Source organism: Bilifractor sp. LCP19S3_H10 (genome assembly GCF_052119185.1).
Lineage (GTDB): Bacteria > Bacillota > Clostridia > Lachnospirales > Lachnospiraceae > Bilifractor.
On the sequence record NZ_JBQKFT010000006.1, the window covers coordinates 93,822 to 110,587 of the forward strand.

Annotated in this window: 13 protein-coding genes; all 13 read left to right on the plus strand. The window is 53.1% G+C overall.

The window, feature by feature from the left end:
- The first annotated feature begins 31 nt into the window (after window positions 1-31).
- The gene (gene asd / locus ACTQZS_RS06550) at window positions 32-1,117 is read left to right on the plus strand and encodes an aspartate-semialdehyde dehydrogenase (protein WP_441475109.1); all 1,086 of its coding nucleotides are present in this window, start codon (window positions 32-34) and stop codon (window positions 1,115-1,117) included.
- Window positions 1,118-1,374: 257 nt separating this feature from the next.
- Window positions 1,375-3,417, plus strand: a complete 2,043-nt coding sequence (locus tag ACTQZS_RS06555; protein WP_441475110.1) for a DNA topoisomerase — start codon at window positions 1,375-1,377, stop codon at window positions 3,415-3,417.
- Window positions 3,418-3,538: 121 nt separating this feature from the next.
- Complete coding sequence (locus ACTQZS_RS06560; RefSeq protein WP_441100399.1) at window positions 3,539-4,231, plus strand: iron-sulfur cluster assembly scaffold protein; 693 nt, start codon at window positions 3,539-3,541, stop codon at window positions 4,229-4,231.
- An 18-nt stretch (window positions 4,232-4,249) separates the two neighbouring features.
- Window positions 4,250-5,269 carry a GGGtGRT protein gene (locus ACTQZS_RS06565; protein ID WP_441100397.1) on the plus strand — a complete coding sequence of 340 codons (1,020 nt, stop codon included), beginning with the start codon at window positions 4,250-4,252 and terminating at the stop codon, window positions 5,267-5,269.
- A 94-nt stretch (window positions 5,270-5,363) separates the two neighbouring features.
- Entirely contained in the window at window positions 5,364-7,286 is a 1,923-nt protein-coding gene (locus tag ACTQZS_RS06570; RefSeq protein WP_441475111.1) for a YgiQ family radical SAM protein, read from the plus strand.
- The gene (locus tag ACTQZS_RS06575; protein WP_441475112.1) at window positions 7,283-9,226 is read left to right on the plus strand and encodes a BMP family ABC transporter substrate-binding protein; all 1,944 of its coding nucleotides are present in this window, start codon (window positions 7,283-7,285) and stop codon (window positions 9,224-9,226) included. Before ACTQZS_RS06570 ends, ACTQZS_RS06575 begins: the two co-directional genes overlap by 4 nt.
- Before the next feature lie 22 nt (window positions 9,227-9,248).
- Window positions 9,249-9,935 carry a metallophosphoesterase family protein gene (locus ACTQZS_RS06580; RefSeq protein ID WP_441475113.1) on the plus strand — a complete coding sequence of 229 codons (687 nt, stop codon included), beginning with the start codon at window positions 9,249-9,251 and terminating at the stop codon, window positions 9,933-9,935.
- Between the two features lie 318 nt (window positions 9,936-10,253).
- Window positions 10,254-10,808, plus strand: coding sequence for a DUF3793 family protein (locus ACTQZS_RS06585; protein ID WP_441475114.1), 555 nt, complete (start codon window positions 10,254-10,256; stop codon window positions 10,806-10,808).
- Window positions 10,809-10,930: 122 nt separating this feature from the next.
- Window positions 10,931-12,364 carry an MATE family efflux transporter gene (locus ACTQZS_RS06590; protein ID WP_441475188.1) on the plus strand — a complete coding sequence of 478 codons (1,434 nt, stop codon included), beginning with the start codon at window positions 10,931-10,933 and terminating at the stop codon, window positions 12,362-12,364.
- A gap of 238 nt (window positions 12,365-12,602) precedes the next feature.
- Window positions 12,603-13,259, plus strand: a complete 657-nt coding sequence (locus ACTQZS_RS06595; protein ID WP_441475115.1) for a DUF3786 domain-containing protein — start codon at window positions 12,603-12,605, stop codon at window positions 13,257-13,259.
- Window positions 13,252-14,355, plus strand: a complete 1,104-nt coding sequence (locus tag ACTQZS_RS06600) for a MurR/RpiR family transcriptional regulator (RefSeq protein ID WP_441475116.1) — start codon at window positions 13,252-13,254, stop codon at window positions 14,353-14,355. Before ACTQZS_RS06595 ends, ACTQZS_RS06600 begins: the two co-directional genes overlap by 8 nt.
- A 27-nt stretch (window positions 14,356-14,382) precedes the next feature.
- Window positions 14,383-15,663 (plus strand): NAD(P)/FAD-dependent oxidoreductase, encoded by a 1,281-nt coding sequence (locus ACTQZS_RS06605; RefSeq protein ID WP_441475117.1) that lies wholly within the window; start codon window positions 14,383-14,385, stop codon window positions 15,661-15,663.
- Window positions 15,664-16,070: 407 nt separating this feature from the next.
- Window positions 16,071-16,754 (plus strand): (d)CMP kinase, encoded by a 684-nt coding sequence (gene cmk / locus ACTQZS_RS06610; protein WP_441475118.1) that lies wholly within the window; start codon window positions 16,071-16,073, stop codon window positions 16,752-16,754.
- Window positions 16,755-16,766 lie beyond the last annotated feature (12 nt).

Genomic DNA, 16,766 nt, shown 5'->3' on the forward strand with positions numbered 1-16,766 from the left:
AATGAAAGATCAAATGTAAGGAGATTGAACAATGGACAGAAAATTAAGAGTCGGTATCCTCGGTGCCACCGGAATGGTAGGTCAGCGTTTTGTCACACTCATGGAAAATCATCCTTGGTTTGAAGTCACAGCTGTGGCAGCCAGCGCCAGAAGCGCCGGACAGACCTATGAGGAGGCTGTCGGAGGCCGCTGGAAGATGGAAACTCCGATGCCGGAATATGTAAAGAACATGACGGTAATGAACATTACAGAGGTTGAAAAGGTCACCGCTCTCGTTGATTTTGTGTTCTGTGCTCTGAATATGCCGAAGGATCAGATCCGCGAAATCGAGGATCTCTACGCAAAGGCAGAGACTCCTGTCGTATCCAATAACAGCGCAAACCGCTGGACACCGGACGTACCGATGGTCGTTCCGGAAATCAATGATTCCCACTTTGATGTAATCCCGTATCAGAGAAAGCGGCTCGGCACCACCCGCGGATTCATCGCCGTAAAGCCCAACTGCTCCATTCAGAGCTATGCTCCGGTTCTTACCGCGTGGATGAAGTTCGAGCCGACCGAGGCCGTTGTCACGACCTACCAGGCAATTTCCGGTGCCGGCAAAACATTCAAGGACTGGCCGGAAATGGAGGGAAATGTCATTCCCTTCATCAGCGGTGAGGAAGAGAAGAGCGAGCAGGAGCCGCTCCGCATCTGGGGTCATATTGAGAACGGTGAAATCGTAAAAGCGGAAGGTGTAAAGATCACCAGTCAGTGTCTTCGTGTTCCGGTACTGAACGGACACACCGCCGCCGCTTTTGTGAACTTCCGGAAGAATCCTTCCAAGGAAGAGCTCATCGATGCGATGGAGAGCTTCCGCGGATATCCGCAGGAGCACAATCTTCCGAGCGCTCCGAAACAGTTCATCCGCTACATGACCGAGGATGACCGTCCTCAGGTTCGCCTGGATGTAAACTTCGAAAATGGAATGGGCATCAGTGTAGGACGTCTCCGCGAGGACAGCATCTTTGACTGGAAGTTCGTCGGCCTCTCCCACAACACCCTCCGCGGAGCTGCCGGCGGTGCGGTTCTCTGCGCAGAGACCCTCGTCGACAAGGGATATATCACTGCAAAATAAAATCCGGCCGTCGGAAAGCCGTCGAGCCGACCGACATTCTTTTTCAGTAAACCGGGATCCTGCCGCGGCAATGCCGGGCAGGATCTTTTTTCCCTTTCCCCTTTCTATGTTCTTCCCTTATGCCGCCAGCCCTCGTCTGTCCCGTCTTCCATATGACAATCAGAGTCCTTGTAGAAGAACCCTTGTTCACGTAAATAAAGAAATCACCATCCACAACAGGCGCAGTATCTCTGTATAAAGGAAAGTGAGGCCCCTCATTGCCGAAATCACTCTATATCGCCGAAAAGCCCAGCGTCGCGCAGGAATTTGCCAGAGCGCTCCATGAAAACCCGGTCCGCCATGACGGATATATGGAATCCGACAACAGTGTCGTCACCTGGTGTGTAGGACATCTCGTAACCATGTCCTATCCGGACAAATACGACGAAAAATACAAGAAGTGGTCCTTTGACACGCTTCCTTTTCTTCCCGCACAATTCAAGTATGAGGTCATCAGCTCCGTCCGGAAGCAGTTCCAAATCGTCAGCGGTCTTCTGAATCGCGAGGATGTTGAAACCATCTACGTCTGCACCGACTCGGGGCGGGAAGGAGAATATATCTACCGCCTTGTCGCCATGATGGCGAAGGTTCCCCCAACCAGGGACCAGCGGAGAGTGTGGATCGACTCGCAGACAGAGGAAGAAATTCTCAGGGGGATCCGCGAGGCGAAAAACATATCGGAATACAACAATCTGTCCGAAGCTGCGTTTTTGCGGGCAAAGGAAGATTATCTGATGGGCATCAATTTCTCCCGGGCACTTTCCCTGCGTTATTCCTATGACCTCTCCTCCTACCTCGGCGGCAAATATCACGCCATCGCCGTTGGAAGAGTCATGACCTGTGTACTGGGCATGGTTGTTCGCAGAGAGCGTGAGATCCGGGATTTTGTAAAAACCCCGTTTTTCCGTGTTCTTGCTGACCTGTCCTGGCAGGGCAGGCCATTCGAGGGCGAATGGAAAGCCGTTGAAGGCAGCCGCAGCTTTCAGTCACCGAAGCTTTACAAAGAGAACGGCTTCCGGAAAAAAGAAGATGCAGAAGAACTGATTCAATACCTTGACGCAATCCATCCGCAGGAAATGAAGGCGGTCCGCGTGGAGAAGAAAACCGCCCGGAAAAACCCGCCCCTCCTGTACAATCTGGCGGAAATTCAGAACGACTGCTCCCGGTTCTTTAAGATCAGCCCCGACCAGACGCTGAACATCATTCAGGAGCTCTACGAGAAAAAACTCGTAACCTACCCCAGAACGGACGCGCGCGTTCTGTCCACCGCGATCGCAAAGGAAATCAACCGGAATATCGGAGGCCTGCGGAATTACGGCCCGGCTGCGTCCTTTGCCTCTGAGATCCTGGATAAAGGTACCTGGAAGGGCATCGGAAAGTCCCGCTACACCAACGATAAACAGATCACCGACCACTATGCGATCATTCCGACCGGACAGGGCCTCCAGAACCTGAAAAATCTGACCCCGCTCGCCGGTAAAGTCTATGATCTGATTGTCCGGAGATTCCTGAGCATTTTCTATCCGCCCGCAGTTTACCAGAAGGTCAGTCTCGAGACACAGATCGAGACCGAGCATTTCTTTTCCAATTTCAGCGTACTCACAGAAGAGGGATACCTGAAGCTGGCGTACCGGAACACTGCGAAAAAAACAGGCGCGTCCACTGACAGCTCCGGGGAATCCTCTCCGTCCGAGAATACGGAAGAGCAGGTCGACACGGCCTTCCTCGAAGCATTGAGGCAGCTGCATAAAGGCAGTATCCTTCCGGTCGGCGGCTATAAGATCAAGGAAGGGGAGACCTCCCCACCCAAAAGATATACCTCCGGTTCCATGATACTCGCGATGGAAAACGCCGGACAGCTGATCGAGGACGAAGAACTTCGGGAACAGATCAAGGGAAGCGGCATCGGCACCTCGGCTACACGCGCGGAAATTCTGAAAAAGCTCTTTAACAATAAATACCTCGAACTGAATAAGAAGACCCAGGTCATCACCCCGACACAGATCGGAGAAATGATCCATGATGTGGTATACTGCTCGATTCGATCTCTTTTGAATCCGGAGCTCACCGCATCCTGGGAGAAAGGACTCACCTATGTCGCGGAAGGAACCATAGAGCCCTCTGAATATCTGAACAAACTCGAGACCTTCGTGGCAAACCGCACAAACGCGGTCAAGCAGACGAACAACCGGGCAATCCTTCAGAAGCGATACAATTACATCTCCCAGTTCTACAAGAAAGGCCGGCGCAAAAAATCATAAAGACGCCCGTGATCCCCGTGTGGAATCGTTCTTTTTCTGACGAAATCCCCTTTACGAAAAGGCGGATTTATGCGAGAATATAAACGGCTATGTGAAAAACTTTTTTGAAAGGAGTTTTACAATGATTTATTCACAAGAAGTAGAAGATATGTGCGTTGTACATCAGGGCGTACATCATGGCGCTGCTCCTATTCCTGAAGAAGCTAAATGGGTTCAGGCGAAGGAGGTTAAAGATATTTCCGGGTTTACACATGGTGTAGGCTGGTGCGCACCGCAGCAGGGTGCCTGCAAGCTGTCTTTGAACGTCAAGGAAGGAATCATCCAGGAAGCTCTGATCGAGACGATCGGCTGCTCCGGTATGACCCATTCCGCTGCAATGGCAGCAGAGGTTCTTCCGGGACTTACCGTTCTGGAGGCTCTGAACACAGACCTTGTCTGCGACGCTATCAATACTGCTATGCGTGAGCTCTTCCTTCAGATCGCTTACGGCCGTTCCCAGAGTGCGTTCTCCGAGGATGGTCTTCAGATCGGCGCTGGTCTTGAAGATCTTGGAAAGGGTCATCGTTCTCAGGTCGGAACCATGTACAGCACTCTTGCGAAGGGACCGCGTTATCTTGAGATGACAGACGGCTACGTAAAGGAACTTGCTCTTGACGAGAATGATGAGATCATTGGATATAAATTCGTAAACTTCGGAAAGATGATGGACTTCATCAAGGCCGGCGACGATGCGAATACCGCATTTGAGAAGGCTTCCGGTCAGTACGGCCGCGTAGCTGACGCCGTGAAGTTCATTGACCCGAGAAAAGATTGATAGAGGAGGACGACAAAGATGGCTTTATTTGAATCATATGAAAGAAGAGAAAAACAGATTCTCGCAAAGCTTGCTGAGTACGGGATCAACTCTATTGAAGAAGCTGCAGAGGTAACAAAGGCCGCAGGTCTTGATGTATACCATCAGGTTGAGAGCATCCAGCCGATCTGCTTTGAGAACGCAAAATGGGCTTACACCGTAGGCGCAGCAATCGCGATCAAGAAGAACTGCCGCACAGCCGCTGAGGCTGCTGCCGCAATCGGTGAGGGACTTCAGTCCTTCTGTATCCCGGGATCCGTAGCTGACCGCCGCAAGGTTGGTCTCGGACATGGAAACCTGGGCAAGATGCTCCTGGAAGAGGACACCGAGTGCTTCGCATTCCTCGCCGGCCACGAGTCCTTCGCAGCAGCAGAGGGCGCGATCGGTATCGCCGAGAAGGCAAACAAGGTACGTAAAAAACCGCTGCGTGTCATCCTGAACGGTCTCGGAAAGGATGCGGCTCAGATCATCTCCCGTGTAAACGGCTTCACCTTTGTGGAGACCTCCTATGATTACAAGACAGGCGAGCTCAAGGAATTAAGCCGCACCTGCTATTCCAAGGATCCGAACGGCGCGCGCGCAAAGGTTAACTGCTACGGTGCCAACGATGTACAGGAAGGCGTTGCCATCATGTGGCATGAGAACGTTGATGTTTCCATCACCGGAAACTCCACCAACCCGACCCGCTTCCAGCATCCGGTTGCAGGCACCTACAAGAAGGAGCGCCTGGAGGCAGGCAAGAAGTACTTCTCCGTTGCTTCCGGCGGCGGCACAGGCCGTACCCTTCATCCGGACAATATGGCTGCAGGTCCTGCATCCTACGGTATGACAGATACCATGGGACGTATGCACAGCGACGCTCAGTTCGCAGGATCCTCCTCCGTTCCGGCTCATGTAGAAATGATGGGTCTGATCGGTGCAGGCAACAACCCCATGGTCGGCATGACCGTTGCGGTTGCAGTTGCGGTTGAGGAAGCAGCAAAAGCCGGACGTTTCTGATCTGACACTGCCCGGGCTGTATACACCAGTTTCCACGCCCCGGAAACATCCGAACCGGATGTTCCGGGGTTTTTCTTAACGGAGGCACTGTTTCATGAGTTTTTTGCCCGTTTCCAGAGAAGACATGAAAAAGCAGAACATCACACAGCTTGATTTTGTCTATGTCTGCGGCGACGCCTATGTGGACCACCCCAGCTTCGGTTCCGCGATCATCGGAAGAGTCCTTGTTTCCCGCGGCTACAGCGTCGGTATGATCTGCCAGCCCGACTGGAGAGATCCGGCAAGCATCGCCGTTCTTGGTGAGCCGAGGCTCGGTTTCCTGGTATCCGCGGGGAATATGGATTCCATGGTTCTCCACTATACTGTCGCGAAAAAGCGCCGGCACGAGGATCTGTACAGTCCAGGCGGGAAGGGCGACTGCCGCCCCGACCGGGCTGTAATCGTCTACTGCAACCTGATCCGGCGAACCTTCAGGCACCCCCCGGTCATCATCGGAGGAATTGAGGCAAGTCTTCGAAGACTCGGTCACTATGACTACTGGTCCGATAGGGTACGCCGGTCCATTCTTCTGGAGTCCGGCGCGGACCTCCTGTCCTACGGGATGGGAGAGCGCAGTATTGTTGCGATCGCTGACGCTCTCGCCTCCGGCATCCCCGCAAGGGATATTACCTACATCGACGGAACCGTTTACAAGACCAGGGATGAAGAGAGCATCTACGATGCCGTCCGCCTTCCCGATTTCAGCGAGATCAGTGAGGACAGTGAAAGGGGCCGCAGAAAATACGCCGAAAGCTATGCGGTGCAATACGCCAATACAGATCCCTTTCAGGCAAAACGGATCTATGAGGGCTATGGGAACGGTGTCCGCGGCAGCGACGGCTCCGATCACGGATCCGGGATGACCTATGTCGTCCAGAACCCGCCCGCAAAGCCGCTGACGCAGATGGAGATGGACGACATCTACGCGCTTCCCTATATGCGCCGCTGGCATCCGATGTACGACAGGCAGGGTGGAATCCCCGCCCTCGCCGAGATCCGTTTCAGTCTGACCAGCAACCGGGGCTGTTTCGGCGAATGCAACTTCTGCGCGCTCACCATGCACGAAGGCAGAATCGTCCAGGCCAGAAGCCATGAATCCATTCTCCGGGAAGCGCAGCAGATGATACGGGAAAAGGACTTCAAAGGCTATATCCACGATGTCGGAGGTCCCACGGCGGAGTTTCGCGCTCCCGCCTGTGACAAGCAGCTGAAGTACGGTGCCTGCGTGCACAAGCGATGTCTCTATCCCCGCCCCTGCAGCAATCTGCGCGTTGACCACTCCGACTACCTGAAGCTTCTGAAAGAGCTGAGAAGTCTCGACGGTGTGAAAAAGGTATTCGTCCGGTCCGGCTTCCGCTTCGATTATCTCATGGCGGACCGGGACAGGAATTTTCTCCGGGAGCTTTGCCGCTATCATGTGAGCGGACAGCTCCGGGTCGCCCCCGAGCACATCTCCGACAACGTTCTGCGGGAGATGGGAAAACCGCCGGTGAAGGTATATAATGCCTTCGTACATGAGTTCGAAAAGGTGAACCGTGAACTCGGGATGAAACAGTACATCGTTCCGTATCTGATGTCTTCCCACCCCGGCAGCCGTCTTTCAGACGCAATTACCCTCGCCGAATATATACGCGACATGGGATACATGCCGGAACAGGTTCAGGATTTCTATCCGACACCCGGCACGGTTTCCACCACCATGTATTATACCGGTCTGGACCCTCTGTCCATGCAGCCGGTGTATGTCGCAAGAAATCCGCATGAAAAGGCGATGCAGCGGGCCCTGATCCAGTACCGCAGGCCGGAAAATTATGATCTGGTAAAAGAGGCCCTCCAGAAAGAGGGGAGAGAGGATCTGATCGGATTCGGTCCCCGATGTCTGATCCCGCCGAGAAAAATGGCAGAGCATTCCGCACACAGCACCGGAAGAAACGTTCATTCTCACAAAAAACCGTCCGGAAGGAGGAAGAGAAGATGAGAGAGGATTATGTAAAGGCAAAAAAGCAGGCTGACAAGGCGCTCCGGAAAGCAGCCAGCGAGGGAAGATATCCGTATCTGACCTCTCTGGACAGTTTCCTTCCCAATTACATGACACTGGCGAAGGTACCCGTAGGAGTCAAGGACATCCCCATCCGCATGATTGCCGGCACCGTAACAGAAAGCCGGCAGAATGCTTTTACCTGGAACTTTCTGCCGACTCTGAGATACTACACCGAATTCGGTCAGAAGTGGTCCACCCTCTACGACGCCCAGCAGGCCGAGGGAATCCACGACCCGATCAAGTGTTTTGAATATCTCAACCGTTTCTATGTCCTTGAGGGCAATAAACGGGTATCCGTGCTCAGCTACTGCGGAGCCAGATCGATTGCCGCAGACATCACGCGCATTCTTCCGACAAAGTCCGATGATATTGATATCCGCGTCTATTATGAATTCCTGGATTACTACAAAGTCACTCAGCTCTACGGCATTGTTTTTTCCAAACCCGGCTGCTATGCAAGACTGGCCACATTGTACGGAAGAGACCTGACCGAACCCTGGCCCATCGAGACGGTCGAGGACCTGCGCTCGGATTTCAACCGTTTCTCCGACGCATACGACGCAAAAGGCGGGGAAAATCTTCGGATTTCCGCAGGTGACGCCTTCCTGATTTACCTGGGTTTCTACCACCGCCAGAGTCTTCAGGAGGACACCCGTTCCTCCATCGAGAAGAAAATCGGCTTGATCTGGAACGAGCTTCTGAGCGCAGAGAACGAGGGAAATGCGGCCCTGCTCGATACTCCGGACACCTCACGAAAGGGGAACATCCTCACCAATCTGTTTACCCCTGTATACACAAGAGAGCAGCCTCTCCGCGTCGCCTTCCTCTACTCCCGTCCGCCGAAGACCTCGCGCTGGCTTTATGGCCATGAGCTCGGCAGAAATGAGCTGAATCAGACCTACGAGGGCGTCGTGGATGCCATCTGTTTCGATGACTGCAATACAGAGGAAAAGCTCGACGCCGCCTTTGATGCCGCTGCAGCGGATCTCGATGAAGTGGTCTTCACCACCTCACCGGACATGATGGACGCTTCCAAACGCGCAGCTATAAGATATCCGAACATGAAGATCCTTAACTGCTCCATCGACCTTATGAGCAGCGCGGTCCGCACCTATTATCCGAAGATGTACGAGGCAAAGCTCATCATGGGCGCACTGGCCGCATCCTACTCAGACGACCACCGCATCGGCTACGTGGCAGACTATCCGCTGAACGGAAACATCGCGAACATCAACGCTTTCGCGATCGGAGCCGCCATGATTGATCCGGAAGTCAGGATCATCCTGAAATGGAGCGGCATAAAGAACAGCCGATGGGAGGAGGAGTTCAATGAGCAGGCGATCGGTGTCATTTCCGGTCCGGATCTTATCCGGCCGGATGAAGCATCCCGAAAATACGGTGTGTACAAACGTCTGGCGGACGGAACCATACACAATATCGCCGCGCCCCTGTGGAACTGGGGACAGTTTTATATTCAGATTGTAGACACCATCCTCGACGGCTCCTGGAACAACCGCGAGAACATCAGCAAGGAGCAGGCAATCAACTACTGGTTCGGCTTTTCCAGCGGCGCCATCAATGTGATTCTCTCCCAGAATATTTCGTATTATTCCCGCAAGATGGCATTTCTGTTCCAGCAGGGAATCGAGAACGGAACCATCAATCCATTCTGTGGCGAACTCCGCAGCCAGACCGGACTCATCCAGGATGCAGGCGGAGGATCACAGCTGACCAATGACCAGATCATTCATATGAACTGGCTCAACGACAACATCATCGGATCACTCCCGGATCCCTCGCAGCTCACAGATACGATTCATTCCACGATGGAGCGGAGCGGGGTTCAGGGAATCCCCACTGCTGAAGAGCAGAAATAAGGAACAGAACGGAGAGATAAAAATGAAATTACTGCTACTGGCCGACGAGGAAGTCAAACAGCTCTGGGATTTCTACAGACCCGGCATGCTCAGGGATTACAATCTGATCGTATCCTGTGGAGATCTCAACAGAAAATACCTGGAATTTCTTGTCACAATGGCGAGCTGCCCGATCCTCTACGTCCGGGGCAACCACGACAAAACTTACATGGAACAGCCGCCGGAAGGATGCATCTGCATTGAAGACACCGTCTATGACTACCATGGTCTGCGGCTTCTCGGACTGGGCGGATCCATGCGCTACCGTCCGGACGCCGACAACATGTACAACGAAAAGGAGATGGAAGACCGTATTCGCAGAATCACGCGCGAAATCCGTCTTCGCAACGGCTTCGACGTCCTTGTCACCCATGCTCCCGCAAAGGGCTACGGAGATCTCGAGGATCTCCCGCACAGGGGATTTGAATGCTTCAATGAGCTGATGAACAAATGGCACCCGAAATACATGTTCTACGGCCACGTTCACAAATCCTACAACAACTGCCACTTTGAACGTGAAATTCTCCACCCGAGTGGAGCCCGTCTGATCAACGCCTACCAGAAATACGAGCTGGAGATCGGTGATGACGAATATCCTTCCGTCGGACATACCGGTTCTTTTATCTACGACCTTGTAATGTCCATGAAGAACAAAAAGAATCCATACTGACAACAGCAGCATCGCGCCGATGTACCTTCTTTTTAAAGAACCGGGGGGATCCATCGGCGCGATACGGATTCAGCTCTTCTTGAATTCTTCTTTGATTCTTATCCGATCCTTATCCGATTCTTATCCGATTCTGCACACACTTCCCGTTGACAGCGACGCATTCGTATGATATATTGAATCTGTGTTAGATATATCTAATATTTGTAAACATTCTTGTACTTCTGCACACAGATGTCGGAGAAGCCGCGTTATTTAAACCGCAGACACGGTATGATTCAGGTCATTCATTATAGATGAAGACCGGATATCGGAGGAATCATGTCAGACCAGACACTTGTCGATCACGCCTCACCTACACTCGCCGGACTGAAGACAGGGGCCCTTTTTCCTGTTCATTACCCGGACGAACAATCCATGAGAGAAGATATTCGACGTTACAACAGACGCATGCAGACGGCCGGGCTCCGGCTTCTTCCGGTCCGCTACAGAGACGGCCGCGCTCTGCTGTATCTGTACCGCGGAAAAGATCTGGACAGGGATCTCGGGCAGGAGAAGAGCCGGCGAATCCTCGCGTCAGCGGGCTACACAGGGACACATGCCTCGGAGTGCGTCTGTGAACTCATCTGCCGCATGCGGCAGAACCGGGATTTTCCCCACGAAGTCGGCGTCTTTCTCGGATATCCGCCGGAAGATGTCGAAGGGTTCATACAGAACCATGCGAAAAACTTCAAATTTGTCGGGACCTGGAAGGTTTACGCAAACGAGGATGAGGCTAGAAATTCCTTCGACCGGTACAGAAAATGCACCCGGTGTTACCAGAAGCTTCTGTCGGTCGGTATTCCCCTGGAAAAGCTTCTGGTTTCTAACCGGTAATCAAACGAGATAAAACACGCTGCGCGAGTTTTATCTCGTTTGTGCCGCAGCCGGCCCCTGTGCAGATCGGCTGATCTATAGAACAGGAGGATATTCATATCATGAACGAAACAGCAGATACCGTGCACACAGAAAACAAAATGGGGACGCAGCCGATGGTCCGTGTTCTGTGGACGATGGGAATTCCGATCATTGTTTCGATGATCCTGCAGGCGTGCTACAACATTGTGGACAGCATGTTTGTAAGCCGGATGCCGGATATGAACGGACTGGCTAACACAGGAGAGTACGCCATGAACGCGCTGACTCTGGCGTTTCCCATCCAGATGCTGATCGTCGCCTTTGGCATCGGTACAGGCGTCGGCGTGAATGCACTGATGTCAAGAACCCTCGGGCAGGGAAACCGAACGAAAGCCGCGAAGGCAGCGGGAAACGGAATAATGCTTGGAATCATCATCTACCTGTGTTTTCTTGTCTTTGCAGTCTTCGGTATTCGCGGATATCTGAAAACCCAGACCAGCGATCCCGTCATCCTTTCCATGGGTACAACCTATCTGGCGATCTGCACCTACCTCAGCTTCGGAAACATTATGTACGGAATCTATGAGAAGCTGCTGCAGTCCACCGGAAAAACCCTGCTTTCCACCATTGCTCAGATTGCCGGTGCTCTCACCAATATCATATTTGATCCGATCATGATCTACGGACTAGTTGGCTGTCCCGCCATGGGAGTTGCCGGCGCCGCCTACGCGACAGTCCTCGGTCAGTTCGTATCTCTCGCCCTCGATATGTTCTTCCACTACAAGATGAACAAGGAGGTTCCGGCAGGTATCCGCTATCTGAAGCTCGACGCGCAGACGGTGAAGGAAATTTACCAGATCGGTATTCCCGCCATTATCATGCAGGCCCTCATGTCCGTCATGACCTATGGCGTAAACATCATCTTTGCAGGAGTTTCGACAGCAGCCGTCACCGCCTATGGCATTTTCTACAAGATCCAGCAGTTCATTTTCTTCGCCGGCTTCGGCCTCCGTGATGCCATCACGCCACTGGTCGCATACAATTACGGCATGGGAAGCTATAAACGGGTCAAAGAAGGAGTCCGGTACGGAATCCTTGACACAAGTCTTATTATGATCATCGGAATCATCGCCATGGAGATGTTCGCGCATCCGCTCGCACAGATTTTCGGCCTGTCCGAGCACACGGAAATTCTCTGCGCGCGGGCGATGCGCATTATCGCTCCCGGATTCATCTTCGCCGGAATCAACATTTCCTCGCAGGGAATCTTTCAGGCGCTTGAAAAGGGCACATACTCTCTGTATGTCTCTCTGCTGCGGCTGGTTATTGTTGTTCTGCCCCTTGCTTATCTCTTCTCCATTATGAAGACTGCGGAATTTCTGATCTGGTTTGCCTTCCCGATCGCGGAGGCAGTCGCCATGCTCGCCGCCGCTTTCCTCCTGAAGCGAACCCGCGTTCAGAAGATTGAACCGATGAAGAACTGGGGCATGGATCAAAATAAATCCAATAGAATAGATAAGAAACAACCCGGCTGACGGCAAGTGCTTTCACAATTCTTCCTGTTCGTTAAAGACCGGCAGAGGCATTGGTAAATATTGTCCCTGTGAGTTGCGCCCGAACCGGAAGTGTGATACCATCGGCATAAAAAGCATGACGTGTAATCTTGCAGAATCCCCGGAAAATCTGTCGGCAGTACCTGTTTTTTTACTGCCGGATCAAAAATCGGGGCCGATATGAATAAATATCCGTCATAATAATACCGGGGGTATATCAATGGAAGAAAAAACAGAAACAGCAGCACAAAACAGGAAGCCGGACTACAACAGACACAGCCTGCAGGAGCAGCCCATCGAATTCTATACGCAGAAGTTTCGTGAAGCCGATCCTGCAGAGATTGCGGCCAGGACTCACACAGATTACAACGAAGAGAAGCAGCGCTTCACCCTGCGTTTTCTGGGCAGGGATTACAGCATTTCCTGGCCCGGCTTTGAGATCACACCGCAAATCGCAGACAACAGCGGAAGAGTACTGATTCTCCGCTATCTGCTTTTTGCGGAATATGAAGCATTCAGCAATCACTTCATCTCGTTCCGCGACATGCCTTCCGGCGATCTGTATTTCGGTCCCTTCCAGGGCAGATGCATCTTCCGCTTCAATCACAAATACGGCAGCCGGAAAAGCGTCTTTCAAAAAGTCCTTGAGGGTATGGGAGCCACAAAGGTAGACTATGCCGACGCCTGCTATGACATCGAGCTTCTCCCGGAGCTGTACATCCGCTTTATCCTGTGGGAAGGCGACGACGAATTCCCGGCATCCTCTCAGATTCTTTTTTCCGATAACTTCAAAAAGGCATTCGCGACCTACGACCTCGCAGAGGCCGGCGGCGTCTGTCTCAACGCCTTCAGTGCATGGGAGGCAGATCATGCGTAAGGAAGACGAAAGCTTTTCTTTCAGCGCGGCGCCCCGGTCCGGCAGGTCAGATGATAGCATCTGTGAAGGCAGCTTTTGTCCGGAACCCGACGAATCCCCGGATCCCGGCGAAAAAAAACACATTCAGGAATTCTCCATCAGCAGTCCCTCCGCAGATCACCGGAAAGCACAGGAGGACAGTCTCTCCTCCAGAATCAGCCGGCTCTACCCAAACATGAGCAAGGGGCAGAAACGGCTCGCCGACTATGTCACCGAGCACTACGAGAAAGCCGCCTTTATGACCGCTGCAGAGCTCGGCAAGCAGGCCCGCGTCAGCGAATCCACTACGGTGCGCTTCGCAACCCTTCTGGGATACCGCGGATTTCCCGAATTTCACCAGACACTGGAGGAGCTCGTTCGCAACCGTCTGAATTCTATCCAGCGTATGGAGGTCACCTACGAACGGATTCCTCAGGACAAAATTCTGGACACCGTTCTGACAAGCGACATCGAGAAAATCAAGCTGACACAGGAGCACATGGACCGAAAAGCCTTCCATCTGGCCATCGAGACCATTCTCTCCGCGAAAACCATCTATGTCATGGGGCTCCGGAGCTGCGCGCCGCTTGCCGCTTTTCTCGCCTTCTATCTGAATGAAATTTTTGACAATGTCCGCCTAGTGAATTCCACCGGCTCAAGTGAGGTATTTGAGCAGCTGATCCGAATCGGAGAGAAGGATGTCATCATCGGGATCAGCTTTCCCAGATACTCGATGCGCACGCTTAAGGCGATGGAATTTGCCAACAACCGCAACGCAAAAGTCATCACGCTGACCGACAGCATTCACTCCCCGATGAACCTGTATTCCTCCTGCAATCTGATTGCCAGAAGCGATATGGCTTCCATCGTAGACTCGCTGGCTGCGCCCCTCTCCGTGATCAACGCGCTGATTGTGGCGCTTTCCATGCGGCGGCAGAATGAGGTTGTGAACACCATGACCACACTGGAGCGGATCTGGAATGAATACCAGGTATACTCGCGCGACGAGATCAATCCTCTTGATGATCACCGCGGGATAAACCTGAAGGATCCTGACCGGAATACAATTGATGACTGAATTTTTCAAAAGACCGGGGGAATATCTATGTCTAAAATCTGCGTGATCGGAGGCGGAGCGGCAGGCATGGCTTGTGCCATGTTCGCGGCGGAACGCGGCTTCAAAGTTCACCTTTTTGAGCGAAACGAAAAACTGGGCAAAAAGCTCTTTATTACCGGCAAAGGCCGCTGCAACTTTACAAATGCGTGTGAGAAAGACGAGCTTTTCCCCCACGTCGTGACCAATCCGCGCTTTTTGTACAGCGCCTTCAACAGCTTCAGCAGTCAGGATACCATCCGTCTCTTTGAGAGCCTTGGCGTGCATACAAAGGTGGAACGCGGCAACCGGGCATTCCCATCGTCTGATCACTCCTCTGACATCATCCGCGCGCTGGAAAGCCGTCTCCGGCTGCTGGATGTGAAGATTCATCTGAAGACCAGGGTCATGAAAGTTCTGACGGAGAATCTCTCCCCGGAGGAAACCATAAAGAAGCAAAACCGGAGAGTCAGCGGCATCCTTCTGGAAAACGGATCCGTAATCCCCTGCGACGATGTGATCCTTGCGACCGGAGGGCTTTCCTACCCTTCCACCGGCTCCACCGGAGACGGCCTTATCATCGCGGAAAGTCTCGGCCATACCCTCCAGAAGCAGCGCCCCGCGCTGGTTCCTCTCGAGACCGCCGAGCCCTATATACCCGAACTGCAGGGACTGTCCCTGAGGAATGTCACACTGACCATCCCCTACGGAAAGAAAAAACAGTTCCGCGAATTCGGCGAAATGCTCTTTACCCACTTCGGAGTCAGCGGTCCTCTTGCTCTGACCGCGAGCTCGTATATTGGAAAGTACCTGGAAGACGGACCTCTTGCGGCATACATTGACCTGAAGCCCGCTCTCACCGACGAACAGCTTGACGCAAGGCTCCTCAGAGAATTCGAAAACGCACGGAATAAAGAGCTGAAGAACGCCACCGCCTCCCTTTTCCCGGCGAAACTTCGCCCGGTCATGATGAAGCTGAGCGCAATTCCCGAAGACAAACCGGTCAATGAAATCACCAGAGAGGAAAGAGCCGGCTTCCGCCGACTGGTAAAAGCCTTTCCTTTCACCATAACCGGTCTTCGCAGTTACAACGAGGCCATCATCACCCAGGGCGGGATCTCTGTGAAGGAAATCAATCCGTCCACCATGGAATCCCGTCTGGTTCGCGGCATGTATGCGATCGGAGAGATCCTTGACCTTGACGCCGTCACCGGAGGCTTCAATCTGCAGATAGCGTGGTCTACGGCAAAGGTATGCGCCGACGCGCTTTCAGACAATAACCGGTCTTCATAACCAGCTCAGATGGGCCGGCCGCGGCAGCTCCGGACAGAAGATACGGACTAAGTCGAGTCACTCGTGGACAGGGAAGCGGATGACGGTCTTCACAATTTCTGCCGGATCGTTTATAATTTCCTGCAGTGTATCTATACAAACAGCCGCTCCGCCACCGCGGAGCGCCACATTATTTCTGCCGGACGGTTTATCATGTGCCGGCAATGTAACCAGGTAAACAGCCGCCCGCGAGGGCGGGACACAACATTTATTCAGCCTGCGGATTGCCCAACGAGATAAAACACGCTGCGCGAGTTTTATCTCGCTATCGCGACGCTCGCCGCACACGAATACTTCGCATTCGGCTGCGGCTCACTGTTCGCGTAAATTATATGCTTCTCCGGCGTCCGGCAGGCACGAGGTCAGAAATGAGTTTTCAGATTGCAATTGACGGCCCCGCCGGAGCGGGGAAAAGCACTATAGCCAGGCGAGTTTCCGAAGCACTTGGCTTTATTTACGTTGATACCGGAGCCATGTACCGCGCCATGGGCCTTTATTTTCTGGACCTGGGAATCGACACGGAGGATGAAAACGCCGTCAACGCGTCACTTCCCGGCGCCAGGCTGAGTCTACAGATCATCGAGGGCGGCCAGCATGTATTTTTAAACGGAAGAGACGTTACCGGACGGATCCGTTCCGAGGAGGCGGGAATGATGGCCTCCAGGACAAGCCGGTACGCCGCGAACCGTGAGAGAATGGTAGCCATGCAGCAGGAGATCGCCCGCTCGCAGAACGTTGTGATGGACGGAAGAGATATCGGAACCGTCGTCCTGCCTGACGCAACGCTGAAGATCTACCTGACCGCAAGTGTTCAGGTCCGCGCTCTCCGCAGATACCGGGAACTGCTTCAGAAGGGTCAGACCCCCGTTCTTGAGGAGATCGAAAAGGACATTGCCGCAAGGGATGACCAGGACATGCACCGGAAGAATTCCCCGCTTCGAAAGGCAGAAGACGCCGTCCTCGTAGACAGCTCTGACATGACGATCGAGGAGGTTGCAGATACCATCACAGATCTTGCCCGTGCCAGAATTGCAGAAAAGGGCAGCTGCTGAGAGGAGAGGACG